This is a genomic window from Gilvimarinus sp. DA14, from assembly GCF_024204685.1.
Lineage (GTDB): Bacteria > Pseudomonadota > Gammaproteobacteria > Pseudomonadales > Cellvibrionaceae > Gilvimarinus.
Map to the genome: position 1 here is coordinate 2,262,476 of NZ_CP100350.1, position 25,759 is coordinate 2,288,234.

27 protein-coding genes are annotated in these 25,759 nt (G+C 55.2%); 19 read left to right on the forward strand and 8 right to left on the reverse strand.

From position 1 onward, the window contains the following. Positions 1-33 precede the first annotated feature (33 nt). From gmk to NHM04_RS09915, 4 genes are all read left to right on the forward strand, one after another. Positions 34-651, forward strand: a complete 618-nt coding sequence (gene gmk / locus NHM04_RS09900; protein ID WP_254263632.1) for a guanylate kinase — start codon at positions 34-36, stop codon at positions 649-651. Between the two features lie 156 nt (positions 652-807). Continuing rightward, a complete protein-coding gene (gene rpoZ, locus NHM04_RS09905; RefSeq protein ID WP_254263633.1) occupies positions 808-1,065 on the forward strand; it encodes a DNA-directed RNA polymerase subunit omega in 258 nt (85 codons plus the stop codon). A gap of 53 nt (positions 1,066-1,118) precedes the next feature. Further along, a complete protein-coding gene (locus NHM04_RS09910; protein ID WP_254263634.1) occupies positions 1,119-3,233 on the forward strand; it encodes a bifunctional (p)ppGpp synthetase/guanosine-3',5'-bis(diphosphate) 3'-pyrophosphohydrolase in 2,115 nt (704 codons plus the stop codon). Positions 3,234-3,375: 142 nt separating this feature from the next. Then, complete coding sequence (locus NHM04_RS09915; RefSeq protein WP_254263635.1) at positions 3,376-4,005, forward strand: hypothetical protein; 630 nt, start codon at positions 3,376-3,378, stop codon at positions 4,003-4,005. On the opposite strand, the gene NHM04_RS09920 is transcribed toward NHM04_RS09915, so the two are convergent. The 3 genes from NHM04_RS09920 to NHM04_RS09930 are packed head-to-tail and all read right to left on the reverse strand — an operon-like array spanning position 4,006 to position 6,671. Further along, positions 4,006-4,731 carry a LytTR family DNA-binding domain-containing protein gene (locus NHM04_RS09920; RefSeq protein ID WP_254263636.1) on the reverse strand — a complete coding sequence of 242 codons (726 nt, stop codon included), beginning with the start codon at positions 4,729-4,731 and terminating at the stop codon, positions 4,006-4,008. Beyond that, entirely contained in the window at positions 4,713-5,765 is a 1,053-nt protein-coding gene (locus NHM04_RS09925; protein ID WP_254263637.1) for a sensor histidine kinase, read from the reverse strand. Before NHM04_RS09925 ends, NHM04_RS09920 begins: the two co-directional genes overlap by 19 nt. A gap of 33 nt (positions 5,766-5,798) precedes the next feature. Further along, on the reverse strand, positions 5,799-6,671 hold the full coding sequence (locus tag NHM04_RS09930) for an alpha/beta fold hydrolase (protein ID WP_254263638.1): 873 nt from the start codon (positions 6,669-6,671) through the stop codon (positions 5,799-5,801). Between the two features lie 169 nt (positions 6,672-6,840). Here NHM04_RS09930 and NHM04_RS09935 point away from each other — a divergent pair, with 169 nt between their 5' ends. Continuing rightward, positions 6,841-7,230, forward strand: coding sequence for a RidA family protein (locus NHM04_RS09935; RefSeq protein ID WP_254263639.1), 390 nt, complete (start codon positions 6,841-6,843; stop codon positions 7,228-7,230). On the opposite strand, the gene NHM04_RS09940 is transcribed toward NHM04_RS09935, so the two are convergent. Continuing rightward, complete coding sequence (locus NHM04_RS09940; protein ID WP_254263640.1) at positions 7,217-8,035, reverse strand: SDR family oxidoreductase; 819 nt, start codon at positions 8,033-8,035, stop codon at positions 7,217-7,219. The genes NHM04_RS09935 and NHM04_RS09940 overlap by 14 nt on opposite strands. A gap of 44 nt (positions 8,036-8,079) precedes the next feature. Here NHM04_RS09940 and NHM04_RS09945 point away from each other — a divergent pair, with 44 nt between their 5' ends. The 3 genes from NHM04_RS09945 (at position 8,080) to NHM04_RS09955 (ending at position 12,781) form a co-directional block, all read left to right on the forward strand. Continuing rightward, positions 8,080-9,015 (forward strand): hydrogen peroxide-inducible genes activator, encoded by a 936-nt coding sequence (locus NHM04_RS09945; protein WP_254263641.1) that lies wholly within the window; start codon positions 8,080-8,082, stop codon positions 9,013-9,015. Positions 9,016-9,019: 4 nt separating this feature from the next. Then, entirely contained in the window at positions 9,020-11,107 is a 2,088-nt protein-coding gene (recG, locus tag NHM04_RS09950) for an ATP-dependent DNA helicase RecG (protein ID WP_254263642.1), read from the forward strand. 273 nt (positions 11,108-11,380) lie between these two features. Beyond that, positions 11,381-12,781, forward strand: coding sequence for an aminoacyl-tRNA deacylase and HDOD domain-containing protein (locus NHM04_RS09955; protein WP_254263643.1), 1,401 nt, complete (start codon positions 11,381-11,383; stop codon positions 12,779-12,781). Between the two features lie 42 nt (positions 12,782-12,823). Here the strand turns inward: NHM04_RS09955 and NHM04_RS09960 are convergent, their stop codons facing one another. Then, on the reverse strand, positions 12,824-14,083 hold the full coding sequence (locus tag NHM04_RS09960) for a dicarboxylate/amino acid:cation symporter (protein WP_254263644.1): 1,260 nt from the start codon (positions 14,081-14,083) through the stop codon (positions 12,824-12,826). Positions 14,084-14,256: 173 nt separating this feature from the next. Between NHM04_RS09960 and NHM04_RS09965 the strand changes: the two genes are divergently transcribed. From NHM04_RS09965 to NHM04_RS10015, 11 genes are all read left to right on the forward strand, one after another. Then, positions 14,257-14,850 (forward strand): chorismate lyase, encoded by a 594-nt coding sequence (locus NHM04_RS09965; RefSeq protein WP_371872541.1) that lies wholly within the window; start codon positions 14,257-14,259, stop codon positions 14,848-14,850. After that, positions 14,847-15,719, forward strand: a complete 873-nt coding sequence (ubiA, locus tag NHM04_RS09970; protein WP_254263646.1) for a 4-hydroxybenzoate octaprenyltransferase — start codon at positions 14,847-14,849, stop codon at positions 15,717-15,719. The genes NHM04_RS09965 and ubiA overlap by 4 nt, the downstream gene beginning before the upstream one ends. 181 nt (positions 15,720-15,900) lie before the next feature. Beyond that, complete coding sequence (phoB, locus tag NHM04_RS09975; RefSeq protein ID WP_254263647.1) at positions 15,901-16,596, forward strand: phosphate regulon transcriptional regulator PhoB; 696 nt, start codon at positions 15,901-15,903, stop codon at positions 16,594-16,596. Between the two features lie 44 nt (positions 16,597-16,640). Beyond that, a complete protein-coding gene (phoR, locus tag NHM04_RS09980; RefSeq protein ID WP_254263648.1) occupies positions 16,641-17,963 on the forward strand; it encodes a phosphate regulon sensor histidine kinase PhoR in 1,323 nt (440 codons plus the stop codon). Positions 17,964-18,012: 49 nt separating this feature from the next. Continuing rightward, positions 18,013-19,005 carry a cellulase family glycosylhydrolase gene (locus tag NHM04_RS09985; protein ID WP_254263649.1) on the forward strand — a complete coding sequence of 331 codons (993 nt, stop codon included), beginning with the start codon at positions 18,013-18,015 and terminating at the stop codon, positions 19,003-19,005. 64 nt (positions 19,006-19,069) lie between these two features. Next, a complete protein-coding gene (locus NHM04_RS09990) occupies positions 19,070-19,348 on the forward strand; it encodes a dihydrouridine synthase (protein ID WP_254263650.1) in 279 nt (92 codons plus the stop codon). Positions 19,349-19,368: 20 nt separating this feature from the next. Further along, entirely contained in the window at positions 19,369-19,797 is a 429-nt protein-coding gene (locus NHM04_RS09995) for a hypothetical protein (protein ID WP_254263651.1), read from the forward strand. A 21-nt stretch (positions 19,798-19,818) separates the two neighbouring features. After that, positions 19,819-21,639 carry a DUF885 family protein gene (locus NHM04_RS10000; protein WP_254263652.1) on the forward strand — a complete coding sequence of 607 codons (1,821 nt, stop codon included), beginning with the start codon at positions 19,819-19,821 and terminating at the stop codon, positions 21,637-21,639. 65 nt (positions 21,640-21,704) lie between these two features. Further along, the gene (locus tag NHM04_RS10005) at positions 21,705-22,145 is read left to right on the forward strand and encodes a hypothetical protein (RefSeq protein WP_254263653.1); all 441 of its coding nucleotides are present in this window, start codon (positions 21,705-21,707) and stop codon (positions 22,143-22,145) included. Positions 22,146-22,213: 68 nt separating this feature from the next. Continuing rightward, on the forward strand, positions 22,214-23,140 hold the full coding sequence (locus NHM04_RS10010; RefSeq protein WP_254263654.1) for a sensor domain-containing diguanylate cyclase: 927 nt from the start codon (positions 22,214-22,216) through the stop codon (positions 23,138-23,140). Between the two features lie 46 nt (positions 23,141-23,186). Next, positions 23,187-23,639: a DUF2147 domain-containing protein gene (locus NHM04_RS10015; RefSeq protein ID WP_254263655.1), complete on the forward strand. Its 453-nt coding sequence runs from the start codon at positions 23,187-23,189 to the stop codon at positions 23,637-23,639. Between the two features lie 17 nt (positions 23,640-23,656). Here the strand turns inward: NHM04_RS10015 and NHM04_RS10020 are convergent, their stop codons facing one another. From NHM04_RS10020 to NHM04_RS10030, 3 genes are read right to left on the reverse strand one after another with little or no spacing between them, the layout of a single operon-like run. Further along, entirely contained in the window at positions 23,657-24,445 is a 789-nt protein-coding gene (locus NHM04_RS10020; protein WP_254263656.1) for a MipA/OmpV family protein, read from the reverse strand. A 2-nt stretch (positions 24,446-24,447) separates the two neighbouring features. Next, entirely contained in the window at positions 24,448-25,323 is an 876-nt protein-coding gene (gene hslO, locus NHM04_RS10025) for an Hsp33 family molecular chaperone HslO (RefSeq protein WP_254263657.1), read from the reverse strand. After that, positions 25,324-25,755: a DUF4124 domain-containing protein gene (locus tag NHM04_RS10030; RefSeq protein WP_254263658.1), complete on the reverse strand. Its 432-nt coding sequence runs from the start codon at positions 25,753-25,755 to the stop codon at positions 25,324-25,326. Positions 25,756-25,759 lie beyond the last annotated feature (4 nt).

Sequence of the window (25,759 nt, forward strand, 5' to 3'; positions counted from 1 at the left end):
ACGACACACCCCACTGAAGAAACGGAAGCATTCATGAGCAAAGGCATTCTCTACACTGTCTCCGCGCCCTCCGGCGCCGGTAAAACCAGCCTGGTCAGCGCCCTGGTAAAATCCAGCCCGGAAGTCTGCGTTTCCGTTTCCCACACTACCCGGCCCATGCGCCCTGGGGAGCAGTGCGGGGTCAATTATCACTTTGTTAGCCACGACGAATTTAACAGCATGCTGTCTGAAGGGGCATTTTTGGAGCACGCCCAGGTGTTTGGCAACCTTTACGGCACCTCGCAGCAGTGGGTAGAAGCCACCCTTAATAGTGGTCTCGATGTGATTTTAGAGATCGACTGGCAGGGCGCCGCCCAGGTGCGCAAATTAATGCCCGAAACCGTCAGTCTGTTTATTCTGCCGCCCTCGCTGTCTGCCTTGCGCCAGCGCCTCACCGGCCGCGGCCAGGACGACGAGGCCGTGATCGAAGCGCGCATGAAAGAGGCGATTAATGAAATCTCTCACTATGTCGAGGCAGACTATCTGATCATCAATGACGACTTTACGGTCGCGCTGGCCCAGTTTCAGGCCCTTATCACCAGCCAGCATTTGCGCCAGAGCTCACAGGCCGAGCGCCACGCCCATCTTTTGACGGAGTTGCTCGCTAAATAAGCTCAGACACTTCCACCTCTGGGCAATTTGTGTACAATAGCGCCCCCGCTCGCGACCGCCCTCACTGGCTCTTGGCGCCAATCTCGCGCATAATAGCCCCAAAGGCCGCGATTCTCGCGAGCTCCCGAATTTCTTGAGATCAGTAACGGAAAACCTATGGCACGTATTACAGTTGAAGATTGCCTCGACCACGTCGACAACCGCTTTGAATTAGTGATGGTGGGCAGCAAGCGCGCCCGTCAAATCGCCGTGGGCGGCAAAGAGCCCCATGTTGCGGAAGAAAACGACAAGCCCACCGTAATCGCCCTGCGCGAAATCGAAGAGGGTTTTATCGATGCCAGCATTCTCGCTGAGCGCGACGAACCGGCGCCCACGCCCCAACTTGAAGAACCTAACTTCGACCCGCAGATATAAGCTAAGACCTGTTACTCTCAGGGCGCGCTCATCAACCGGATCGGAGGACGACATTGTTAACCATTGAGGCACTGAGCCACCGGCTTTCGTCTTATTTGGAACCCCCTCAGATCGATCAGGTGAGGCGCGCCTATTTTTACGCCGAACAGGCGCACGACGGTCAAAAACGCCGCTCGGGTGAAGACTATATTACCCATCCGCTAGCGGTTGCCGATATTCTCTCCGGTATGCACATGGACCATCAAAGCCTGATGGCCGCCATGCTGCACGACGTTATCGAAGATACCGGCATTCCCAAAAAAGCTATCTCGGCGCAGTTTGGCGACACCGTGGCCGAGCTGGTAGACGGCGTCAGCAAGCTCACCCAAATCGAGTTTGAATCCCAGGCGGAAAAGCAGGCCGAGAACTTCCAAAAAATGGCGCTCGCCATGGCCGATGACCTGCGGGTGATTCTGGTTAAGCTGGCCGACCGCCTGCACAATATGCGTACCTTGGGCGCCATGCCGCCACACAAGAAGCGCCGCATCGCCAAAGAGACCCTGGAAATTTACGCCCCCATCGCCCATCGCTTGGGCATGAACGATTTGCGTCTGGAATTTGAAGACCGCGGCTTTTACGCCATGTACCCGCTGCGTGCCACGCGTATGCAGGCGGCACTCAAAACCGCACGCGGCAACCGTAAAGAGCTGGTAGAGCAAATCCAAACCGCAATTGAAAAACGCCTGGGGCGGGAAAAAGTGAACGCGGTAGTGATCGGCCGCGAAAAGCATCTGTACAGCATCTACCAAAAGATGCGGCAGAAGAAAAAATTCTTCAAAGAGATCATGGATGTCTACGCCTTTCGCATCATTGTCGACAGCGTAGACGCCTGTTACCGCACCCTGGGTGTGATTCACAACCTCTATAAGCCCGTGGCCGGCGAGTTCAAAGACTATATTGCCATCCCCAAGGCCAATGGCTATCAGTCTTTGCACACGGTGCTGGTGGGTATGCACGGCGTTCCCATCGAGGTGCAAATCCGCACCAAAGAGATGGATGAAATGGCCAACACGGGCATCGCTGCGCACTTTCTGTATAAGTCCAACAGCGACGACACCCTCAGCAGCAGCCACAATCGCGCGCGCCAGTGGGTGCAGGGCCTGCTCGAGATGCAGCGCCGCGCTGGCGACTCGCTGGAGTTTATCGAAAACGTAAAAATCGACCTGTTCCCGGACGAAGTTTACGTGTTCACCCCCAAAGGCCGTATCGTCGAGCTGCCCCACGGCGCCACCGCCATCGACTTTGCCTACGCAGTGCACACCGACATTGGCAACACCTGCGTCGCCTGCCGAATTAACGGCCGCCTGGCGCCATTGTCACAGCCGCTGCAGAGCGGACAGAAAGTCACCATTATTACCGCCCCCGGTGCTCAGCCAAATCCCAATTGGCTCAACTTTTCCATTTCCGGCAAAGCGCGCAGCGCCATCCGTCACTTTTTGAAAAATCAGCGGCATCACCATTCTGTGGCTCTGGGTAAAAAGATGCTGGGACGCGCCCTTGCGGACATAGATCTGGATATCGACAACTTGAGCGAAGAGCACGAGCAAAAGCTGCTGGTGGGTACCGGCTTGAGCTCGCTGGAGGCCGTGTGCGAAGACATTGGCCTGGGTAACCGCATCGCCTATGCGGTGGCCAAGCTGGTCCAGCCCGATGCCGACATCACCCCTCGCGGTGGCAGTATTTATTCGCCGCTGACCATCGACAGCTCCGACGGCGTGTTGATTACCTTTGCCAAGTGCTGCCGCCCCATTCCGGGCGACCCGATTATCGGCCACATTAGCTCGGGCAAAGGCCTGGTGATTCACCAGGAAACCTGCCACAACCTGGCAGAAATTCGCCACAACCCGGAAAAAATCAGCCACGTAAACTGGGCCCCTACTGTGTCTGGTGAATTCCTGGTAGATATTCGCGTCGAGGTGGAATCCGAGCGCGGCATTATCGCCACCCTGGCCACTCGCGTTACCGAACAGGGCGGCAATATCGAGCACATTCACGTCAACGAACGCGACGCCCACAACAGTGTTATCAACCTGTGCATCGGGGTACAAAACCGTATTCACCTGGCCAATATTATGCGCCGCATCCGCAACCTGAGCTTTGTGATTCGGATTCAGCGGGCGAAGAATTAACCCGCTCTTTAATGCGGCCGTCTTGTCGAAGAAGCGTTCTGTTAAAAAAAGCGTGCTGTTAAAGATTGTTACCAGCGCTCCCAGAACAAGATGTCATTGCTTACAATCCTCCCGGTAATCGATAAATCTCAAGGAATCGAGAATGCGCCTGACACTCACCCACTTATGTTGTCTTTCTATTTTGCTCAGCGCCTGTGGCGGCGACAGCAAAGGCATAGCCGACTGCGGCGATTTACCCCCCTACCGGGAATTTGTGATTACCGATTACGATATCTCCACCAGGCAACACAGCGACCCCGTAACAACGACCACCTACGATTATGGCGAGCCGACCACCACCGAGCCGGTGCCATGGAACCACTTAGGTCTCCAACTCGAAAGCCAGGCGAACGTCTATGTGGCGCGCGAGGAGACTACGCGCTGGAGCCTTTTCCCCACTGCCAATGCCTGTAGCCCCGTCCCCCCGCAGCCCACGCAAACCATTCAGTCTATTAAAATAGTCAGCGATAACGCCTATACCGATGCTTACCCGGCGGGTACCGATTTGGCCGCGATTATGAACCGATATTGGGATGACTACGGCGTGCATACCGACAGTGTTTCCGCCTACCTGGCTGAACAACCTCCGGCACGGCGCTCGCTCAATTTATTTTTTACTGAAGCGCCGCAGTACCAACGCCACACTTTCACCATTACCATCGAGCTGGACGACGGCAGCGTGTTTGTCGTCGATACACAAGAGCTTTACCTTGCGACTACCGAGGGCACATAACTAGAGAGATTGTGATTCGCGAAACAACTGTGATTGACGACGGGAAAGCTCCACCGCTCTGCCGTCGCGCAAAACCAATTCGAGATTTCCATTGACGGCCGTATCCACTCGCTCGACATGAGCGAGGTTAACAATGTGTTGCCGACTGGCGCGAAAAAAAAGCGCGGGTGGGAGGCGACTTTCCAGTTGATTGAGTGAGCGGCGAATCAAGGGCTTGCCATCACTCAATCGAATTTGAGTGTAATTGCCCACCGACTCCATTAAACCAATATCGGACAGAGGCAGATACCAGCAGCGCTCGCCATCTTTTAAAAACACCTTATCTTCGGCCGCGAGGGGAGCCTCGCTGAACGAACGGGAGTGATAGTCAATACGGGCGCGCTTAAGTGCTTTGGCGAGGCGGGCGGGCTCAACAGGTTTAAGAAGGTAGTCAATGGCGCTGGTTTCAAACGCGCGCACGGCGTATTCATCATAGGCAGTCACAAAGATCACCAGTGGGCCCGGCCCCAATTGAGCGAGCAGCTCAAAGCCACTTTTGCCCGGCATTTGAATATCCAGAAATATTAGATCGGGCTGACAATCCTCAATGCGAGCCATGGCCTCATCCGCGTTGCCAGCTTCTGCAATCACTTGGATATCCGAATGTTCGGATAACAATTCGCGCAACTCGTCGCGCGCCAGACGTTCATCGTCGACAATCAGTGTGTTTATTGTTTTGTCAGCCACAAGATCGCCTCCACTGAATCATCCCCCTGCTGTGACACCGCAAGACCTGCCCCCTCACCAAACACCAGCTGCAAGCGCGCACGCGTGTTGCTAAGTCCCGTGCCTTGCGGCGCAGAGGCATCGAATTGCCCGCTGTTTTGTACAGTCAATAGCACTTGATTGCGCTCCTCGGCGACTCGCACCTTGACCCAACCGCCACGCGGGCACTGGCTGATACCGTGCTTGAGTGCATTCTCGACCAAGGTCTGCAAACTCATGGGCAATACCGGTTGCTCAAGCAGTGCGTCGTCCACCTCAATTTCGTATTCCAGCCGCTCTTCGAACCGCACTTTTTCCAAGGCCAGATAAGCGCGCACGCTGTCGAGCTCTTCGTGCAGGGGTATGGTTTGTCGCTCTGTACTGCGCAACGATTGACGTAACAAACCAGACATTTGGGTAACCATTTCGCGGGCCTTGTCGGGATCAACGCGAATCATGGCACGCACACTGTTGAGCGAGTTAAACAAAAAGTGCGGGTTCATCTGCCACTTTAAGTTCTGCAGGGTGGCATCTCTAAGCGCGATTTCCAGCTGCAGCTTTTCCACCAGGTCGCGGCGACGATCAATCACAATTTTGCTGGAGAAGTACAACAGCGACCACAGACTCAATACTACAAAATAGTAGTAATACCAGAAAATGGCGGCGGGGATGCTGATGGTTTTCCAGTCATAATAATTGAGCATTCCTATATGCAACACCACAATAATGGCCAGCTCCCACAATGCTGTGGCAACCAGCACACACAGCAAAACTTTAACAAGCAACGACCAAATTTGGTTGATGTTAAACCAGTGCGTCAGATAACAAAGACGCAGTCCGTGGGACACCAACAAACCCGTAGCACCAATAAAAACCCCGTTCACTACAGTGGAAACGTTGAATGGCAAGTTCATGGTTGAAAACAACACATGCATCACGGAAAAAATACCCCAGCCGACGCCCTGCAGAGCGTAGTACCTCTTTTGCGAGGGTTTTACATAGGAAGGTGCTCGCATAGAAAATGGCGTCCAGCCGGGTGTGTCTGTGAGTTATTGTAAAAATTCATCCATGCGCGCCATGGTCCATTGGGCGTCGTCCAGCATAATAAAGTGGCGGGCGGACTCGTGCAGGGTAATCTCAACGCCATCGAGCTGTTCGTATTGCTGCTGCATATGTTCGGCAACAGATTCCATAGTACCACCAAAGGTTTTGGCCGAGTACCAACTGCCCAACACCAGCGTCGGCACGTCAATAGCGGCCAAGTCATCGCGTAAATCTGTGGTCATCATTTCGTACATGGATTGAGCCGTCATGGCCGGGTCGGACGTCATGCTCCAGGCAACTACGCGCTCGACATCGTCTTTGTCCTCAACCAGCCCGGGAATACTCTGTTGGTAGTACTGGCGCCGCCCCTGCTCGTCTGCGCCGGCAATGCCCTGAGTCTGTTGCTTGGCCATCGACGCCATGTTGTCTTCGCTAGCGCCGGGATTAAACACCAGCGGAAAAAATGGCAGCGAATCCACTATCACCAATGACCCCGCGGCTGCGGGTTTTTCGCTGGCCGCCCAGAGAGACAGAAAACCACCGAGACTATGCCCCACAAGCACAGGGGCGTCCAGCTGCTGCTCGCTTATGTAGGCCAGCAAGTCGTCTTTTACGGCGGCCAAAGAAGGCTCACTTTTCAGCGCCGCGCCGGCAAAACCGTGCAAGGTCAGAACATGAACTTGATACTGCGACTGATAGTGGTCAGCCAATTCATTCCAGACCTTGCCGGGCGTATTTAGCCCGGGAATCATAATCATCGCCGGCCCCTCGCCGGTAACTTTCACATCAAATCGCTTGTCCGCAGCATTGGCCGAGCCTACCGCTACTGACACAATAAATCCCAGCGTCATCAACACAGCAATAAGTAAACGCTTCATAAATTTCTCCTGGCAAAGTAAGTGCGTAAATGTCGCTGTCACTGTATCTGGGCAGACGCCTGAGGAGAGGAAAAAGTGATGGGCGGCAAATCAGCGCCATGGGCGGCACATCTTGGCGGGTGCGGGAGGGACGCGCTATACTCGGCGGTTTTTACGTAGTGGAAACAATATGCCCAACAAAGCGATTATCCATACCGAAAACGCACCCGCCGCCATTGGCACTTACTCGCAAGCGGTCAAGGTCAACGGCACCGTATACCTGTCGGGACAAATTCCCCTGGTACCCGAAACCATGGAAATGGTGGCTGGCGATTTTGCCGCCGAAGCCCACCAGGTTTTTAAAAACCTGAGCGCGGTCTGCTCGGAGGCCGGTGGCAGCCTGCAGGATATTGTGAAGCTGAATATTTACCTCACCGATCTCGGAAACTTCCCCATCGTCAATGAGGTCATGACCGAGTATTTTGATGAGCCCTACCCCGCTCGCGCCGCCATCGGCATCAGCCAGCTGCCTAAGGGCGCTCAAATTGAGGCCGATGGCGTCATGGTCACTGCGGGATAAGCTTGCTGAACCCCTCGCGGTAACCGCAATACTGCAATTGATAGCCGGTGGCCAGCATGCGCCGGTTATCAATGCGCTTATTCAGATTCTCCGCATCCTCTGGCGCAGGCCGGGCAACACCTAGCTGCTCCGCCAGCCAGTTGACCACCTCCGCCTTACTGGGCGCTTCGCCGTCACTCACCAGATAAAGAGCATCCGGCTGCTCCATCCGCAGCACCCAGGCCATAAACCCGGCAGCGTCATCGGCATGAATGCGGTTAGTGTAGGCTGGCGAGGCCTTCGCTTTGCCCTCGGCTACCGATTGCACTAATCGCGTTCGGCCCGGCCCGTAAATGCCCGCCAAGCGCAGAACCACCAATGGCAGACCTGCCTCCGCCAGCACAGTTTCCGCTTGCAACAACCGCTCGCCGTTGTAGCGTGTGGGCATCGCTTCGGCCGCTTCATCCAGCCACTGGCCGTCGCTCTGACCGTACACAGACGTACTGCTGACCAAAATAACCCGCGGCTGGCGCCCCGCGAGGGCCCGGACCAGCACCTGACACGGCTCTACATAGCCGCGCCGGTAGCCCTCGTCACCGCGGCCGGTCGGTGTCAGGGTCAGCACTATAGCGTCAAATTCACGCTGTAAAACACTGGCCATAGCCTGGCCGTCGGCAGCGTCGCCACGCAGATAGTGAATGTCCTCCATACCGCTCGCGGGTGGGTTGCGACGCAGGCCATAGACCTCGTATTCATCTGCCACCTGAGCCGCTAAACGCTCGCCCAAGTCACCGCAGCCGATTATCAATAGTTTTTTTCTATCCATTTTGCTAGATTGGTGCCCATCGTTCACTTACTGATTACAAGCCCATGACTCTGACAGAATTGCGCTACATCGTCACCCTTGCTCAAGAACAACATTTTGGTCGCGCCGCCGAGCGCTGCTTTGTCAGTCAACCGACGCTGAGCATCGCGGTAAAGAAGTTAGAGGAAGAGCTGGGCGTGGCCCTGTTTGAGCGCTCCAAATCTCGCGTATCCGCTACCCCGCTGGGGGAGAAGATTGTCGCTCAGGCCAATTTGGTGCTGGAGCAGACCTCGGCAATCAAAGACATTGCCAACGAGGGTAAAGACCAGCTGTCCAGCCCCCTGGCGGTGGGGGCCATTTTCACTATTGGCCCCTACTTACTGCCCTATTTTATTCCCGAGCTGCAAAAAGAAGCCTCGGCCATGCCGCTGTACGTCGAGGAAGGCTATACCGGCACTTTGCGCACCAAGCTGCGCAAGGGCGAGCTGGATGTGATTATTGTGGCCCTGCCGTTTACCGAGGCGGATGTGGTTACCCAACCACTGTATGAAGAACCTTTTGTGGTGCTGCTGCGCAAAGACCACCCGCTGGCTGAACAGGATGCCATTGACCCGCGCGCCTTGGACGACGAAGAAGTATTGCTATTGGGGGAAGGTCACTGTTTCCGCGATCAGGTGCTGGAAACCTGCCCCAATCTGCAGCCCTCACTGGAAGGTAGCAAAGGCAAGGTGCGCACCGCCGCCGAGGGCAGCTCGCTGGAAACTTTGCGCCATATGGTGGCCTCGGGCCTCGGGATTACCATTTTGCCTGTCTCGGCTGCCAGCACCGCCGGTTACAGCGAGGATGTACTGGTAACCAGACCTTTTAGCGGCAAGGGCCCTCAGCGCACCGTGGCGCTGGCCTGGCGCGCCAGCTTCCCCCGCTTTAAGGCGGTGGATGCTCTGCGCAACGCCATCCGCCGCTGCCAGCGCGATAACCCGCTGATCAAGCTTATTAACTAACCTCATGGCGCAAACAGGCGACAGCCTCGCCACCCGACCGGTTAGCACCCTGAAGGGAGTGGGTCCGGCGCTGCAGCAAAAACTGGCCAAGCTCGGTATTTTCACCGTGCAGCAGCTGCTGTTTCACCTGCCCGGTCGCTATGCCGACCGCACCCGCGTGCTGCCCATAGGCGCGCTGCAACCCTCGGTAAATGCCGTTATTGAAGGCGAAGTGCGCGCCGCCGATGTGGTCTACGGCAGGCGCCGCTCACTGCTGTGCCGCATTCAGGACGGCACCGGCACCCTCAGCTTGCGCTTTTTCCACTTTAACGCCGCGCAAAAACAGCGCTTGGTGACTGGCGCCCGCCTGCGCTGCTTTGGCGAAGCCAGACGCGGCGCCACCGGCCTGGAAATGGTCCACCCGGAATACGAATTGCTGGAGCAGAACCAGCCCCAGCCCTTAGCAGGCAACTTAACGCCCCACTACCCCACCACCGAGGGACTGACTCAACCGCGCCTGCGAACGCTCACACAGCAGGCTTTAGCACAGCTTGAACATACCCCCATTGAGGAGCTGCTGCCGGATAATGTGCGCCGCCACTTGCACCAGATACCCCTGGCCGAAGCTCTGCGCCTTTTGCATCAACCACCGGCCGATGCCAATATTCAGCAGCTGGCAGACGGGGTGCACCCATACCAACAACGCCTGGCGTTCGAGGAGCTACTGGCGCAGCAGCTGAGCATGCTGCAATTTCGCGCCCGCGCCAGACAACAAAAAGCCGCCCCTCTTAAAGACCTGAAGCAGCTAGGCGAACAACTCAAAGCGCAACTGCCCTTTTCTCTTACCGGCGCTCAGCAACGTGTCAGTGCCGAAATCTCCGCCGACCTAGCACAGCACACACCCATGCTGCGGCTGGTACAGGGCGACGTGGGGTCGGGCAAAACCATTGTCGCGGCTCTCGCGGCGCTCAGTGCCATCGCCTGTGGCAAACAGGCGGCGGTTATGGCGCCCACCGAAATTCTTGCCGAACAACACCGCATCAACTTTAGCGCCTGGCTGACACCGCTGGGCATTACCCCGGTGTTTTTAAGCGGTCGGATGCGCGCCAAGCAAAAGCGCGAGGCTCTGGCCGCCATCGCCAGCGGCGAGGCGCAGCTGGTGATCGGCACCCACGCCCTGTTTCAGGAGGAGGTCGCCTTTGCCGATCTGGCGCTGGCAATCATCGACGAGCAGCACCGCTTTGGCGTGCATCAGCGTTTGGCTTTGAGTGAAAAAGCGCGGGACGAATTTACCCCGCACCAGCTGATCATGACGGCGACGCCTATTCCCCGCACCCTGGCCATGAGCGCCTATGCCGATCTGGACTGTTCGGTAATCGACGAGCTGCCACCGGGTCGCACGCCAGTAGCCACGGCCGTGATCGCGGACGATCGTCGCGCTCAAGTCATTGAGCGGGTGCGTGCCGCCTGCGCCGAGGGCCGCCAAGCCTACTGGGTGTGCACTTTAATTGAAGAATCTGAAGCACTTGAGGCGCAGGCCGCCGAGGCCACCGCCGAGGCTTTGCAACAGCAGCTGCCGGGGCTTGAGGTAGCGCTGGTTCACGGGCGCATGAAAGGCGCCGAGAAAGACGCGGTGATGACGGCCTTTAAAGCCGGCGACATTCATTTGCTGGTAGCCACTACCGTGATTGAAGTGGGTGTGGATGTACCCAACGCCAGCCTGATGATTATTGAAAATCCCGAGCGCCTCGGGCTATCGCAGTTGCATCAGCTGCGCGGTCGGGTCGGCCGTGGGGCAGCTGCAAGTGCCTGCGTGCTCTTGTACGGCTCGCCACTATCCAAACACGCCAAATCGCGGCTGCGGGTTATGCGCGAGAGCAACGACGGCTTTTATATCGCCGAGCAGGATTTAGAGCTACGCGGCCCTGGCGAAGTGCTGGGCACCCGGCAGACAGGGGAAATGGAATTTCGCATTGCCGATCTTGCGCGTGACAGTCACTTGCTGCCAGTTGTGCGCCAAGCGGCAGAGCATATTCACGCACACTATCCAGAGCGGGCTGCAGCTATTGTCGAGCGCTGGCTGGGTGGGCGCGAACGCTATCTCGGCGCGTAACGGGCCCGTGCATTGAGGCCCGCGGCAGGGTGATTCAAAACCCGGCGACAATAACTCACTCAGCCTTTGGCGGGTGACTGAACCCCGAGCTTTAGTGAAAAAGTATGCGCCAAATCACGCCGGGCATAGTATTCGGCTCTATAAGACACTATATTTACTGCTACTCTGCATAAGATGCCATTGTCTTTCCGACTACACTGAATGAAATGCAAACAATAACGGAAAAAGACGCCAAAAATGGTCGCGCAGGCGAGTTTACAGGAGATTTTTCACGTGCCAGTACCCACCAATGTTGAAACACTGCTCAGCAATCAGAATATCCGCTACGACCTGACCGCCACCCCCGTCAACGAAGGCAATTCGCTGGTTTGGCACGACGAACATCTGCGCAATGTGGGTGCCGCTCGCTCCATGCTTTTGCAAGACGACATCGGCCAGGTGCAAGTAGTTTTTGCCGCTGACAGCCTGCTGGATATCTCAGCGGTAAACCGCCACCTCGACCGCCAGCTGCACGCGGTAGGTGAACAGGCTCTGCAACAATTTTACGAAACCCACCAGTGCAACTCGATTCCCGCCCTGCCCCAAGTCGCCGGGCTGCTAACGCTGGTGGATCAGTCCCTGTTACAGCGCGACAACTTACTACTTGACTCCGGCGATGAGTCGCAGCTTATTCAAGTACTGGGTTCGGAGTTTCAGCAAACTCTGACCGACGCAATTGTCTGCGATATTTCCACACCCTTAACGGCACTGGAAAAAGCGCAGCCCAACGAAGACCAAATACAGCAAATCGAGACCGCGGTGCGCAACTTTACCGAGTTGCGGATCAAGCAGCGGCTGGAAGAAACACTGGAGCTGCCGCCTTTGTCGGATACCGCTCAGCGTATTATCAAATTGCGGGTAGATCCCGACGCCGATATCTCCGATCTGGCGCAAATAGTCAGCACCGACCCAAGCCTGGCGGCGCAAGTGGTCAGCTGGGCCGCCTCGCCCTACTATTCGGCACCGGGAAAAATTAAATCCATTCACGACGCCATAGTGCGGGTGCTGGGTTTTGATATGGTGCTGAACCTGGCCCTGGGTCTGGCGCTGGGAAAAACCATATCCCTGCCCAAAGACGGCCCGGACGGTGAACTGCAATACTGGCAGCAGGCAGTGTATATGGCGGCCACCATCGAGGGCTTAGTAGCTGCCATTCCCCGCGAGCAACGCCCGAGCTTTGGCATGGCCTATTTGACCGGCCTGCTGCACAATTTCGGCGCCCTGGTCATGGCCGAGGTTTTTCCACCCTACTATTCTCAGTATTGCCGCCTCAGCGAAGCCAACCCGCATGCATCGCCCCAGGCGATTGAGCGTCACCTGATAGGGATAACCCGGGATCAAATTGCCAGTACCCTGATGGAGCTATGGAATATGCCAGAGGAAGTCGTGGTTGGACTGCGCGAGCAGAGCAACCCTTTTTACCAGGGCGAGCACGCTGCCTACGCCAAGCTGGTTTATGTTGCCAGCGGATTGCTACGCCAGCATGGTATCTGCCGCGGGCCCAAACACGCAATTGCTGAATCGCTGTTTCACGAGTTGGGCCTACCCCGCGATAAGGCCGAAGCGGCGATGGTGAATATCATTGAATCATCCGAGGAACTCGAGCATATTGCCGGCGCCCTGTCTCCCAGCTAATGGTTGACAGGGCGCACACAAAAACCGGCTGCGGCCGGTTTTTTATTGCGCGCTTTCCGGCAAGTGCGCATTGTACGTGGCGGGCTCCAGTAAGCCTTCGCTTTTCGCCACCACCGCCGTTACCGTGGCATCGCCCGTCACATTTACCGAAGTTCGCAGCATATCCAATAACCGGTCCACGCCGATAATCAGTGCAATGCCTTCCTCGATTGGCAAGCCAGCCTGCTGCAACACCATAGTCAGGGTAACCATGCCCACACCCGGCACCCCGGCCGTACCAATTGAGGCCAGGGTTGCTGTCAACACCACCATCAGATACCCGGTAATGCCCACATCAACGCCATAAGCCTGAGCAATAAATACCGTCGCCACACCCTGCATGATCGAGGTGCCGTCCATATTGATGGTGGCGCCCAAAGGCAGAGTAAAAGAGGCAACTTTGTTATCCACCCCCAGCTTTTTTTCTACCGTACTCAGGGTGTAGGGCAGAGTCGCATTGCTGGAGGCGGTGCTGAAAGCAAACACCTGCACCGGGTACATTTTGCGAAAAAACACCAAGGGGTTCAGTCCCGCCAAGGTCTTTAGCAAGGTGGGATAGACCAAAAAACACTGCAGCAGTAGCACCCCGATAACCGTGAAAAAGTAAAACAGCAAGTCCTCGAAAACTTCGAACCCCATGCTCGCAAAAAGCTTGGCCAGCAGGCAAAACACCCCGTAGGGCGCGAGCTGCACCAGCATCAGAATCATTTGCATAACAACCTCGTTGAGATTGTTAAAAAAGCTGGCGATGGGTTTGCCTTTTTCGCCGCTGCGACTTATGGCAATGCCGAACAGCACGGCGAATACAATCACCTGTAGCATCACGCCATCGGCCATGGCCTGCACCGGGTTGGAGGGGAAAATATTGATAATCGTGTCTTTTAGCGAGAGGCTGAAATCGGCATCCGCAGCGCCTGAAGAGGTCAACCCCAACCCCTTACCTGGGCCGACCAAGCTGGCCACTGCAATGGCCAGTGTAATTGCCACTGCGGTCGTCAATACATACAACCCCACGGTCTTAGCGGCCATAGGCCCCATGCGACTCTGAGCGCCCAGCGATGCTGTACCGCACACCAGCGATACAAACACCAAGGGCACCACCAAAAGTTTAAGGGAGTTGACAAACACCGTGCCCACTATGTCGAACAGGCCTTCGACGATATAGCGATCAAGCCAGCCGCCTGGAGCATGAAACAAATTGAGCACCAATCCCAGGGCAATCCCCAGCACCATTGCCAGTAAAATGCGCTTGGTCAAGCTCACCGCACACCTCCCGAGCCCAGGAGTCGGTTTGTATCGATCATAGTTTTATCCTTCTGTCGCGATGGGCCATTAAACCAATCAACCTAGGGCGGGTAAAGTAGCGGGCGAAGTGGGCGCAGCGGTATCTGGCTGCTAGAATAGCGCCTCCGCTTTCTGTGTACCCCGAGGTTTTTTTGCCCCCTACAAAGCGCCACATCGCTCGCGACCGCCGCTTCGCCCGCCAGGGTTGGGGTTTATGGCGGCCGGCCGGGCAGCAGCCAAATATGCCTAAAACGCTGCGCCCCTGGCTACTCGATAGCGGCTCATTGACCGCCAAGCTGCGCCGCCTGAGCGTGGGCCAGCTAAGTGTCGAGATACTGCGCCAAAGCTGGGGTCGCCCTCGTCTGAGCGAAGCGCGGGCACTGGGCTGCAAACCCAACCAGGCCTGTTTAATCCGCGAAGTGGTGCTGCAGGGGCCAGGACAAATGCCCTGGGTTTATGCGCGCAGTTTGTTTCCGGCCCCAAGCCTTACCGGCGCATTGCGGCATTTGCGCCAGCTGGACAACCGTCCCCTGGGTGGGTACCTTTTCAGCCACCCGAACCTGGGGCGCTCCCCCATCAGCATCGCCGCCATTCCGCCTTATACCGGCGTACCCGACCAATTACAGAAACAGCAATTGCTCTGGGGAAGACGCTCGATTTTTGGGCTTTACGGCCGGCACATTTTAGTGAGCGAAGTATTTTTGCCCGGGTTTGTCACCCGGGTGTCAGGAGACCAAAGGCCATGAAAACCGCAAGCCTAAACCGGCTCAAGCTCTACGCGCAATTGACCCGCCTCAACCGCCCCATTGGCTGGCTGCTGGTGTTGTGGCCCACCCTCTGGGGGCTGTGGCTTGCATCCGACGGATTGCCGAGATTGGATTTGTTTGTCATCTACACCCTGGGCGCCATTGTCATGCGCTCGGCCGGCTGTGTGATTAACGACTATGCCGACCGCGATTTTGATGGCCATGTAAAGCGCACCCAAGACCGCCCCCTGGCCACCGGGCGCGTAACCGTGTCCGAGGCCTGGGCCGTCTTTGCCGCTCTGGTCTGCGTAGCGTTTATTTTGGTGCTGCTAACCAACACCCTTACCCTGTGGCTGGCCTTTGGCGGCTTGGCGCTGGCCTGTTGCTACCCATTTATGAAGCGCTATACCCACTTACCCCAAGTAGTGCTGGGGGCGGCTTTTGCCTGGGGTATCCCCATGGCATTTGCCAGTGTGCGCGATTCTGTGCCCGCCGAGACATGGCTAATATATTTTACGGTGCTAATCTGGACCGTGGTATACGACACCTTCTACGCCATGGTCGATAGAGACGACGACTTGCAAGTGGGTATTAAATCCACCGCGGTGCTGTTTGGTGATCAGGACCGTGTCATCACCGCCACCTTGCAGGTGCTGGTGATTTTTGGCCTGCTACTAATGAAGCCTCGCTTTGAGCTAAACAATTTTTACTACCTGGGCGTAGCCGCCGCGGCAGCGCTGTTTATCTACCAGCAAAAACTCATTCGCTATCGCCAACGCGGCCCCTGCTTTAAGGCATTTTTAAATAACAACTGGGTGGGCCTCGCGGTATTTATTGGTATCGTTTTGGGTACGCTGGATATCCGCTAAAGCACACAGTATGTAAAAATGAACGCCGAACTGTCATAAATATGCAACAATTAATACATTAAATACGCTTGCACGGAGGAGCCCCGGCGGGAAAACAACCGCTCACCGCCGCGAATTACCAGGTAAGGTTCTTCCCTCTTAGAATTTCCGCTCCACCAAAGTTGGATCACAGGCAGGCAATATGACAAGTCGCACCATCCTAATCGTTGACGACGAATCCGCCATTCGCGATATGTTGCGTATCGCACTGGAAATGGCCGAGTACCGGTGTTTGGAAGCGTCGAATGCGCAGGATGCACACGGTTTGATCATCGATGAAAAACCAGATTTAATTTTGCTCGACTGGATGATGCCGGGCACCAGTGGCATTGAGTTGGCGCGGCGCTTAAAGCGCGATGAAGTCACCGCCAATATCCCTATTATTATGCTCACCGCCAAGGGCGAAGAGGACAATAAAATTCAGGGGCTGGAAGTGGGCGCTGACGATTACATCACCAAGCCCTTCTCGCCGCGCGAACTGGTAGCACGCTTGAAAGCAGTGCTGCGCCGCGCCGATCCGCAGTCCTCTAGCCAGCCGATTAAAGTGCAGGGCTTGTGCCTGGACCCAGCCAGCCACCGCGTTACCATCAACGATCGCGAAGTGGATATGGGCCCCACCGAGTTTCGCCTGCTCCAGTTTTTCCTCACCCACCAGGAGCGCGCCTATACCCGCAGCCAATTGCTGGATCATGTATGGGGCGGCAATGTCTATGTGGAAGAGCGCACCGTTGATGTTCACATTCGCCGCCTGCGCAAAGCCCTCACCGTCGACCAGCACGAAAACTTAGTGCAAACTGTGCGCGGCACCGGCTATCGCTTTTCTACTAAAGCGGGTTAAGCTAGCCCCATCTTCGCTTTAGCCCGGTACCGCCGGGCTCCGATTTGCAAATAGGTTCCGCTTTGCTACAGGGATTTCACGCCGAACTCAAACGCCTGGCCGTAGTATTGGCCATCGCTTTTGTCATCGGCCTTCTGCTCGATCAACTTGCCTGGACACTGGTCGCCTGTACCTTCTGGTATATCGGCTGGAACCTGTGGCAGATGCTGCGCTTGAATATTTGGCTACAGGGCAAGCGCAAGGCACAGCCGCCCGAATCCACCGGCTTGTGGGGTGATGTGTTTGATGCCATCTACCATTTGCAACGCCGCCAAAAACGCGAGAAGAAAAATCTGCAGGCGGTTATCAACCGGGTTCAGGAAACTACTTCGGCGCTAAAGGACGGCGTTATTCTATTGGACTGGCGCGGCTACCTCGACTGGTGGAACCCTGCAGCGCAACGCTTATTGGGGTTTTACAATTCCGATCAGGGGCAATCGGTCATTAATTTTATTCGCCACCCGCGTTTTGTGGATTACTTTGAAGCAGGCGACTATGCCGAGCCTTTGGATATACCCTCGCCGCGCTTTCCCGACAAACGCCTGCAGTTTCAAATTACCCGCTTTGGTAAAAACGAACGGCTGATCGTGGTGCGCGATATCACCCAAATTTACCACTTGGAGCAAATGCGCAAGGACTTTGTGGCCAATGTCTCCCACGAGCTGCGCACCCCTCTGACGGTGATTAGTGGCTATTTGGAAACCCTGGCCGACAATAACAGTATTCCCACCTGGGACAAGCCTTTGGAGCAAATGCAACAGCAATCCAAACGCATGTCGCTGTTGATTAACGATTTGATCATGCTGTCAAAGTTGGAAACTGCGGATACCGGCTTTAACCAAAAGAGCATGCCGCTGGAGCCTTTGCTACAAACGGTAAAATCCGAAGCCTGGGTGCTGGCGAGCGAAAAGCAGCAACAGCTGAGCCTGCACTGCGACGAGCCCATCAGCATTATTGGCAACGAGAAGGAGCTGCACAGCGCTTTCTCTAACCTAGTCATTAACGCAGTAAAATACACCCCCGAGAAGGGCAAAATTGCCATGCGCCTGTGGCGCAGCGGGCCCAGTGTGTACTTTTCGGTGACGGATAACGGCACCGGCTTCGAAACCAAACACATTCCCCACCTCACCGAGCGGTTTTATCGCGTCGATGCCAGTCGCAACAGCAAAACTGGCGGCACTGGTTTGGGCCTGGCGATTGTAAAGCACGTACTGCTGCGCCACGACGCCGAATTACAAATTAACAGCGAGGTCGGCAAAGGCAGTGTTTTTACTTGCGTCTTCCCCGCCAACGATGGCCGCACCGGCTTGCGTCCGGCGGACAAGTAGCCCCGCAGAGGTTACACTAGGGACTCAATAGCTTAATTTGAGTGCTCTGATGCTGACACGTTTGCTTCCACTTTCCGCCCTGTTGTTTTGTCTGCTCACCGGCCAAACGCTGGCCGCCAGTGACAAACCCGGCTTTTACGTTAAAGGGCGCCACCTTTACGACGCCTGCGATGCTCGTATCGTGCTTATGGGGCCCAACCGCATGGTGTACTGGATGGACCGCACCGGGCTTTCCAGCTTCAGCGAGATCGCCAAAACCGACTCCAACACAGTGCGCATTGTCTGGACCACCGAAGGCAAACCCGCCGAGCTGGACACAGTGCTAAAAAATGCGCGCCGCTTCGAGCTGGTGCCCATTATTGAGCTGCACGATGCCACCGGCGACTGGAGCAAGCTCAAGCTTCTGGTGGATTACTGGACCCGACCGGATATCGCCGCCGTGATCGCCAAGCATCAGGCCTACACCATCGTTAATATAGGCAACGAGGTGGGCGATAAAGTCGCGCTCGAGGATTACATTGCCGGCTACAGCAAAGCCATCAAACGCCTGCGCGAGGCCGGCTACCAAACGCCGCTGATGATCGACGCACCCGGCTGGGGCAAAGATATAGACACCCTGCAAGCGGCCGGCCCCAAACTGATTGAGGTCGATCCCAAGCACAATATTTTGCTGTCGGTACACATGTGGTGGCCCGCCATGTGGGGCTATGATGAAGCCCGCGTGCGCGCCGAAATTATTGAATCCGTAGAGGCCGACCTGCCGCTAGTGATAGGCGAGTTTGGCGATCGCTGGGACGACTCCGAAGGCGGCGCCATTCCCTATCGCGCTATTATTAAAACCGCTCTGGAGTACGATATCAGCTTCTTACCCTGGTCTTGGGGGCCGGGCAATAACCCTCAAAAGCATCTGGACATGACCGACGACGGCTCAGCCGAGGGTTTGACCGGCTGGGGCCGCGAGGTAATGCTGGACGAGGACTACGCCATCGCCAAAAATGCGGTAAAGCCGGATTGGGAATGCCTCTTGAACGGTGAACGGTGAACGGTGAACGGTGAACGTTAAAAAGCTGTCTTAAGCCGGACCGACGAACAACACGAGTGACTCTATGACACTTCCAGAAAACGAATTAAAACCTAACAAGCGCCACAATGTGCTGCGCCGCAGCTACGACAAGGTAAAGCGTAAGTATGCAGGCAAAATTCGCCACAAGGCTATCGAACGGGCCAAAACCCGCATCTACCTGCACGGACGCAAACCCGAGGACTATGAACCCGATATTCTCGAGTCCATTGTCAAAGAAGAAGAGGATAAAATTATTAGCGAGTACAAGTCCCGCGGTATTGTGGCGCTGGTAGCCGCCTTGGGCATCAGCCTGTTTCCCTAACCTAAGACAGCCGCGCACTCATGTTCCGATTTTTTGCCAAATCAGCCATAGCCACACTTATCTGGAAGCGTTACCACCGGGTGATTGTCGCCACTCTTTCGTTGTTGCTGGGCTACTTTCTGATCTCCATGATCCACGGCGACTATGTTGACTACGCCCAGGGCGCGCAGGACACCAAACTCTTGTGGCTGTCCTACATTGCTAAATGGTTTGGCTTAATAGCCATTACCGCACTGTATTATTTTTATTTGAAATTTGTGCTCACACCCAAACCGACAACCCCAACAAGCGAACCCGCTAGAGATTCGGCCAGTAAAACTAGCACCAACCGCCAGACTGACACTACTACCTCTGAGAGTGATCCCTTTGCCAGCATTCGCGAAAAAGAAACGTTAAAAAGCCGCGCCGACATTGCGCTGGATTCTCACCGTCACAACAAACGCAAGTAAACCAACAAGAAAAATTTATTTATGCGCAGCTTTTCCACTATAGCTTTTGGTATTTTCCTGTATTTTTTTACTCTTAACGCTCTCGCGGTCACCGCTGCCGAGTCCGAAAATGCCAAAGCCGAGTATTTATTTGAGCAATTCTTTGCTGAGCAAGTGTCCCTCAGCCCTATGTATCAGGCACAGCTGGGCCGCAAAACCCATTACGGCGAATGGGACGATATCAGCCCCGCCGCCGATGAGTTGGCTCGGCGCCTGACGGCCGATCAACTAAGGCGCCTCCAGCAGCTGGATGCCTCTTTGTTAAACCCCGCCAATCAGTTAAATCTGACTTTATTGCAACGCGACCTACAGCAGCAGTTGGACCACTATCAATGGCGCGACTACAACTACCCGGTCAATCAAATGTTTGGCCTGCATGCAGGCGTAGTATCGTTTTTAATTAACACCCATCGCATCGACACCATAAGCGACGCCCGAGCGTATATCAGTCGCTTAGAAGGCATAGAACCGTTATTCGCGCAGCTCATTAGCAATTTGATGCGCCGCGCCGAAAACGGCATTATCGCACCCGAGTTTGTCTACCCGTACGTGATTTCCGATAGCGAAAATATCCTGCACGGCAAACCCTTTAGCGACAACGGAGAAAGCCCGCTATGGCGTGACTTCACCGGCAAACTGGAAACGCTGAAGCTACCGCAAGAGGAAAAGAGCCAGCTGCTTGAAGATGCACGCAATGCCCTTTTAAGTCGTGTGCAACCGGCATACAACAGACTTATTCAAGCACTACAGCAATTGCACAGCCAGGCCGACCAGCGCAGCGGTGCGTGGAAATTTCCTCAGGGGCAGGATTTTTATAACGATAAACTCAAAGCGGTAACCACGACTGCCCTTACCGCACCACAAATACACCAATTGGGTTTGCAAGAGGTAGCGCGGATACAAACCGATATGCGCAAACTGCTGCGCGAATTAGATTACGACGGCAGCTTGGCAGCGTTTTTTAGCGAGCTGAAAAGCGACAATAGGTTTTACTACCCGGACTCGCAGTCCGGCAGAGATCAATACCTTGCCGACACCCGGGCAATCATTCACAGCATTCAAAGCAAGCTGCCCGAGCTTTTCGGCCATATTCCTCAAGCTGAGCTGAAAGTTAAAGCCGTTGAAGCGTTCCGTGAGAAATCAGCCGGCAAGGCTTTTTATCAATCGCCGGCTGAAGACGGCTCGCGCCCGGGCATTTACTACGTAAATCTGCACGATCTTGCCGCTATGCCCAAATATCAAATGGAGGCGCTGGCTTACCATGAAGCCTTGCCCGGCCATCACATGCAAATTGCCATCGCGCAGGAGCTGGACCAATTGCCCGAGTTTCGCCGCCACAGCCATTACACGGCATATGTTGAAGGCTGGGGCCTGTACGCCGAACGGGTACCCAAAGAGCTCGGCTTTTACTCTGACCCTTACTCGGATTTCGGTCGTTTGAGCTTTGAGCTGTGGCGCTCTATTCGCCTGGTAGTGGATACGGGCATTCACCACTATCGCTGGAGCCGCGAACAAGCCATCGACTATTTTCTCAAGAACTCACCTATGACCCGCGCCGACGCCACGCGTGAAGTTGAGCGCTATATCGTTATGCCCGGCCAGGCTACCGCCTACAAGGTTGGCATGGAAAAAATACTCTCTCTGCGCGCCCGGGCGCAGCAGGCGCTGGGTAATCGCTTTGAACTTAAACAGTTCCACGATGTCGTTTTGGGCGGTGGCGCCCTGCCTTTAGATGTTTTACGCCAGCGGGTTGAACAGTGGGTCCGCTCTGTCAACGACGCCGCTAACTCGCCCCGCAACTGATACAGAAGCGCACAGCAATGTTAAAATGGGCAAAATTTATATTCTCTAGGTACACTCAGAAACTTATGCATTTATTTTCCAAGCTTGTCATCATCAGCGGCCTGCTGGCCATCGGATCCTCTGCCAGTGCGGGGCCACGTCAAATGGGGACCGACTTTCGCACCATGCAATCCAACTACTCCATGCTGGATTTTATTAGCCAAAAGTGTCCCGACTATGTATTGCCGGAAGTCATAGGCAAGCCCACGGTAGAAAAAGAAATGCAGACTAAAATCGGCATTCAATCTTATATCCAGTTTATGATTGCGATAAACAAATCGGATTTGAAAAAAAACGCACAAGACACGATTGACACACTCTTCAACAATATTGAAGGCTGTGAAGACCCCAAACTAGACCAGGCCGTGGAGCGCATAGCCTCGGTGCACGCCCAAGCTTACGAGCGCTTTCACGCCGAGCAGGCTCTGGTAAAACCCAACGCCGTACCAGTACCAATGCGCCGCTGAGATATCCCCGTCACCAACCGCTGGTCTAGGCTATAACTTAACCAGGTAACCACCGAAGCAGACCAGTTATGCCAGACCAGACCAACAATCTGCTGCTCGATGTACTGAGCAGTTTGCCGGACCCGGTCTTTATCATCACCGAGTCCGGTCGCTATGTCGCTATTATTGGCGGGCACGACCGCCAGTTTTATCACGACGGCTCCCACTTAGTGAACTTTACTCTGCACGACGTTCTTTCCCCCGAAAAAGCCAATTGGTTTTTACAGCAAATCCAAATTACTTTGACGGAACAACATCTGCGTTTGGTTGAATACCCTCTGTCCGCCGCGCAAGTCCAGGGTATTGTCCCCGATACTGGCCCCGCGGGTGAACTCTGGTTTGAAGGCCGCATACAACCTCTGCCCAATATGATCGAAGGCGAGCGGGCGGTAATCTGGGTGGCGAGCAATATTACCGAGCGCCATAAGCTGGCGCAGCAACTGCAGTATTTGAGCGAAACGGATGAGCTGACGGGCGTCTATAACCGCCGCAAGCTACTGCACGAGTTAAATTTGAGGCTGGCTGAAAGCCTGCGCTATCAGCTGCCTTTTTCTCTCATCATCTTTGATATTGACTTCTTCAAACGCGTTAACGACCGCTATGGCCATATCGCCGGTGACTCTGTACTGCAAGAAATGAGCAATCTGTGTCGAGAGCAGCTGCGAGCTGCGGATATTTTAGGTCGGCTCGGCGGTGAGGAGTTTGCACTGGCACTGCCCAATACCAGACTGGAAGAAGCCTGCCAAACAGCGGAGCGCTTTCGTCGCTTGATCGACGCACACGCCTTTAGCATAGGCGCCCATGTCAGCATTAGCCTGGGCATCGCCGAATTTGACGGCACAGACACTAAAATTGAAAACCTGCTTAAACGGGCTGATAGCGCCCTGTACAAAGCGAAAAAAAACGGCCGCAACCAGTGGCAGACCGACCAGAGGCCCGCCACCCCCTTGGCATAGCGAGAGTCCCGGGGCTATAGTTATCCCACTGATCGGAGGACTAGCAATGGCTGTTTTAACACGTACAACCTTGGCTCTGGCGCTGTTTCTATTGTTGGGTGTTGCAACTAACCTCCAGGCCGCGCCCATAGAGGGCCGCTGGATTACCATCGATGACGACGATGGTAGCGAAAAAAGTATAGTGCTCCTACAGGTCACCGACGAGGGGCTACTGGAGGGAAAAATCGAATCACTGCTGCAGCCAGAGAGCCGCGGCAAGGTCTGCAAAAAGTGCCCGGGGGAATTTAACAATCAACCCCTTGAAGGGCTGACCTTTATGTGGGGGCTGAGCCAGCAGGCGCCGAGCGAGTGGGCGGAAGGTAAAATTCTCGACCCCAAGTCCGGCAAGGTCTATAAAGCCAAAGCTTCTCTTTCGGAAGATCAGGCGACGCTAACCGTGCGCGGATTTATAGGCTTCTCGCTTTTTGGCCGCAGCCAGACCTGGCGCCGGGCCGATTAAGCCGCATCCGGCGGCTTTTATAGAAACACCCAGCTGATGGCAAAGCCACCGGTGATATTGTGCTCGGTTTCCACCAAAGGGCTATCAGCAAAATTCACCCCCTGGATATTCGAATAACGCAGGTAAAAAGCATACCAGTAATCTGAGAAACGACGACTTAACGCGCCCTGTAAATTAAAGCCATTATAACCGCTTTGTGCATTGTACTCGGGCCTATCGGGCAGCGCATACTGCGAATCTACCGAATAGTAGTAATCGTGGTACTTACCGCTAGCGAACACCGGGCCGCCGCGCAGGGTGGATTTCCAGCCACCGCTAAAATCACGCCGGAACACCAGCGACGGAGCGCTGACCATACCAATATACTCAGGCGAGCCGTCCCCCAGCGCAATCACAGCGCGCACGGGCAAGGTAAGTGACAATCCTTGAGAGAAGTCCACTCCACTGAGATTAATATTAACCGCAGGGCCCAGCTCCAGAGTAGAGGTTAACTCCGGCATGCCCTGACGCAGCTCGTTCTTATCGCTGTCTGGTGTTACCGATACGGCCATACTGGCCGTAAATTCGTAGGCATTGGTGCGCAAAAAGTCTCCACGCACGCCGTCGCGATCGGTGCGAATAACCGGGCCGCGATAGACGACGTAAGGAATAGGAGCGAGATAGTCGCGATAACTTTTCGAGCCTTTGTAATCCGGCGCGTAAATACCACCTACACCTATACCCAACTCCCAGCGTTTTTCTGGCGTTTGTTCAGCGTGCACCGTCGCGGCCGTCAGTAAGCCAATAAAAGTTAATAGTTTTTTCATTACTAGTGCAGCGTCGATTGACCAAACAGATCGCGCACCGCCGCCGCGTCAAAGCGATACACCTGATTGCAAAACTGGCAATCGATAGTGATTACGCCTTTCTCCACCAGCAGCTGCTCCACTTCATCGCGCCCTAACGACTGAAGCGCCTCGGCGCTGCGCTCATGGGAGCAACTGCAGTGAAAGCTTAAAGAGGCCGGACTGAACAAGCGCACAGGCTGTTCGTTAAACAGGCGGAATAGAAGCTCATCGTGGCCCACACTTAAGAGTTCATCGGCGGTGACCGTATCGGCCAAGGCCACTGCGGTTTCCCACTGATCACGATTGTGCTCTAGGCTGCTCGCTACCTGAAGCGGCAGCGCCTGGACCAGTAAGCCGCCGCAAGTTTGCTCGTTAGCGGCCAACCAAAAACGGGTCTCGAGCTGCTCTGACTGACGGAAATAATGCTCCAGACAACCAGCAAGTGTATCGGCCTCCAGCGGCACTATGCCCTGGTAGCGCTCGCCGATGGCGGGGTCGAGCGTGATAACCAACACCCCTTTGCCCAGCAGCTCGGGCAAACTGGCAATCGTTTCGGGCATCTCTTGGCCCGGTTGCGGGCGCACTATGGCACGCACTTCGTTGTGATGGCTGCACTCAGCCATAATCAGCGATATCGCGCCCTCGCCTCTTGCCTGCAGGGTAATCACACCATCGAACTTCAAGGTGCTGGACAGTAACGTAACCGCCGCTAAGAACTCCCCTAACAAGCGCTGTACAGGTGCCGGGTAGGGGTTATTTTCCAGCACCTGCTGGTAACTTTGCTCTAAAGTGACTATTTCACCGCGAATGTCGCACTGGTCAAAAATAAACCTGTGTAGTAAATCGTTAGACTTCATTCAGAAACACTGCTCTTTTACGTATGCTTCCATTTGAGCCTGGCGCTCTTGGCGCTCCCGCTCGGAAACGTGGACCATATTTCCATCTTCATCAATAAACTGAACTCGTCCGCTGATTTTTCGTAAATACTCCCGCGCCTCGCGACAATGCTCCTCTTTGCGCTTGGCCATCTCGCTCTTGCGTTTACTATCCGTTCGGCTGGGCTGTGGGTGTTGCTCGGGAAATACCTGCCGCATCGCCGCTGTCGCCTGCCCACTGTCTTGGATATTGATAGGTTTGACCTGCTGCTCAGTGACCTCCGCGCCTTCAGCTTTTGTCGCATCGGGCTTGCGATCACTGTAGTGCACCTGACCATCGGCATCTGTCCAGCGATACAGCTCGGCCTGTACCGGTAAAGTAATGCACAATGCCAAAAACCAAAATTTGTTCATCGTA

Coding starts and splice junctions, on each gene's coding strand:
- NHM04_RS09985 (WP_254263649.1), top strand. CDS start 18,013: ATGCTGACACGTTTGCTTCCACTTTCCGCCCTGTTGTTTTGTCTGCTC.
- NHM04_RS09945 (WP_254263641.1), top strand. CDS start 8,080: ATGACTCTGACAGAATTGCGCTACATCGTCACCCTTGCTCAAGAACAA.
- NHM04_RS09925 (WP_254263637.1), bottom strand. CDS start 5,765: ATGCGAGCACCTTCCTATGTAAAACCCTCGCAAAAGAGGTACTACGCT.
- NHM04_RS09995 (WP_254263651.1), top strand. CDS start 19,369: ATGTTCCGATTTTTTGCCAAATCAGCCATAGCCACACTTATCTGGAAG.
- recG (WP_254263642.1), top strand. CDS start 9,020: ATGGCGCAAACAGGCGACAGCCTCGCCACCCGACCGGTTAGCACCCTG.
- NHM04_RS10000 (WP_254263652.1), top strand. CDS start 19,819: ATGCGCAGCTTTTCCACTATAGCTTTTGGTATTTTCCTGTATTTTTTT.
- NHM04_RS09915 (WP_254263635.1), top strand. CDS start 3,376: ATGCGCCTGACACTCACCCACTTATGTTGTCTTTCTATTTTGCTCAGC.
- NHM04_RS09935 (WP_254263639.1), top strand. CDS start 6,841: ATGCCCAACAAAGCGATTATCCATACCGAAAACGCACCCGCCGCCATT.
- NHM04_RS10015 (WP_254263655.1), top strand. CDS start 23,187: ATGGCTGTTTTAACACGTACAACCTTGGCTCTGGCGCTGTTTCTATTG.
- NHM04_RS09930 (WP_254263638.1), bottom strand. CDS start 6,671: ATGAAGCGTTTACTTATTGCTGTGTTGATGACGCTGGGATTTATTGTG.
- phoB (WP_254263647.1), top strand. CDS start 15,901: ATGACAAGTCGCACCATCCTAATCGTTGACGACGAATCCGCCATTCGC.
- hslO (WP_254263657.1), bottom strand. CDS start 25,323: ATGAAGTCTAACGATTTACTACACAGGTTTATTTTTGACCAGTGCGAC.
- NHM04_RS10010 (WP_254263654.1), top strand. CDS start 22,214: ATGCCAGACCAGACCAACAATCTGCTGCTCGATGTACTGAGCAGTTTG.
- NHM04_RS10005 (WP_254263653.1), top strand. CDS start 21,705: ATGCATTTATTTTCCAAGCTTGTCATCATCAGCGGCCTGCTGGCCATC.
- NHM04_RS10030 (WP_254263658.1), bottom strand. CDS start 25,755: ATGAACAAATTTTGGTTTTTGGCATTGTGCATTACTTTACCGGTACAG.
- gmk (WP_254263632.1), top strand. CDS start 34: ATGAGCAAAGGCATTCTCTACACTGTCTCCGCGCCCTCCGGCGCCGGT.
- NHM04_RS10020 (WP_254263656.1), bottom strand. CDS start 24,445: ATGAAAAAACTATTAACTTTTATTGGCTTACTGACGGCCGCGACGGTG.
- ubiA (WP_254263646.1), top strand. CDS start 14,847: ATGAAAACCGCAAGCCTAAACCGGCTCAAGCTCTACGCGCAATTGACC.
- rpoZ (WP_254263633.1), top strand. CDS start 808: ATGGCACGTATTACAGTTGAAGATTGCCTCGACCACGTCGACAACCGC.
- NHM04_RS09990 (WP_254263650.1), top strand. CDS start 19,070: ATGACACTTCCAGAAAACGAATTAAAACCTAACAAGCGCCACAATGTG.
- NHM04_RS09940 (WP_254263640.1), bottom strand. CDS start 8,035: ATGGATAGAAAAAAACTATTGATAATCGGCTGCGGTGACTTGGGCGAG.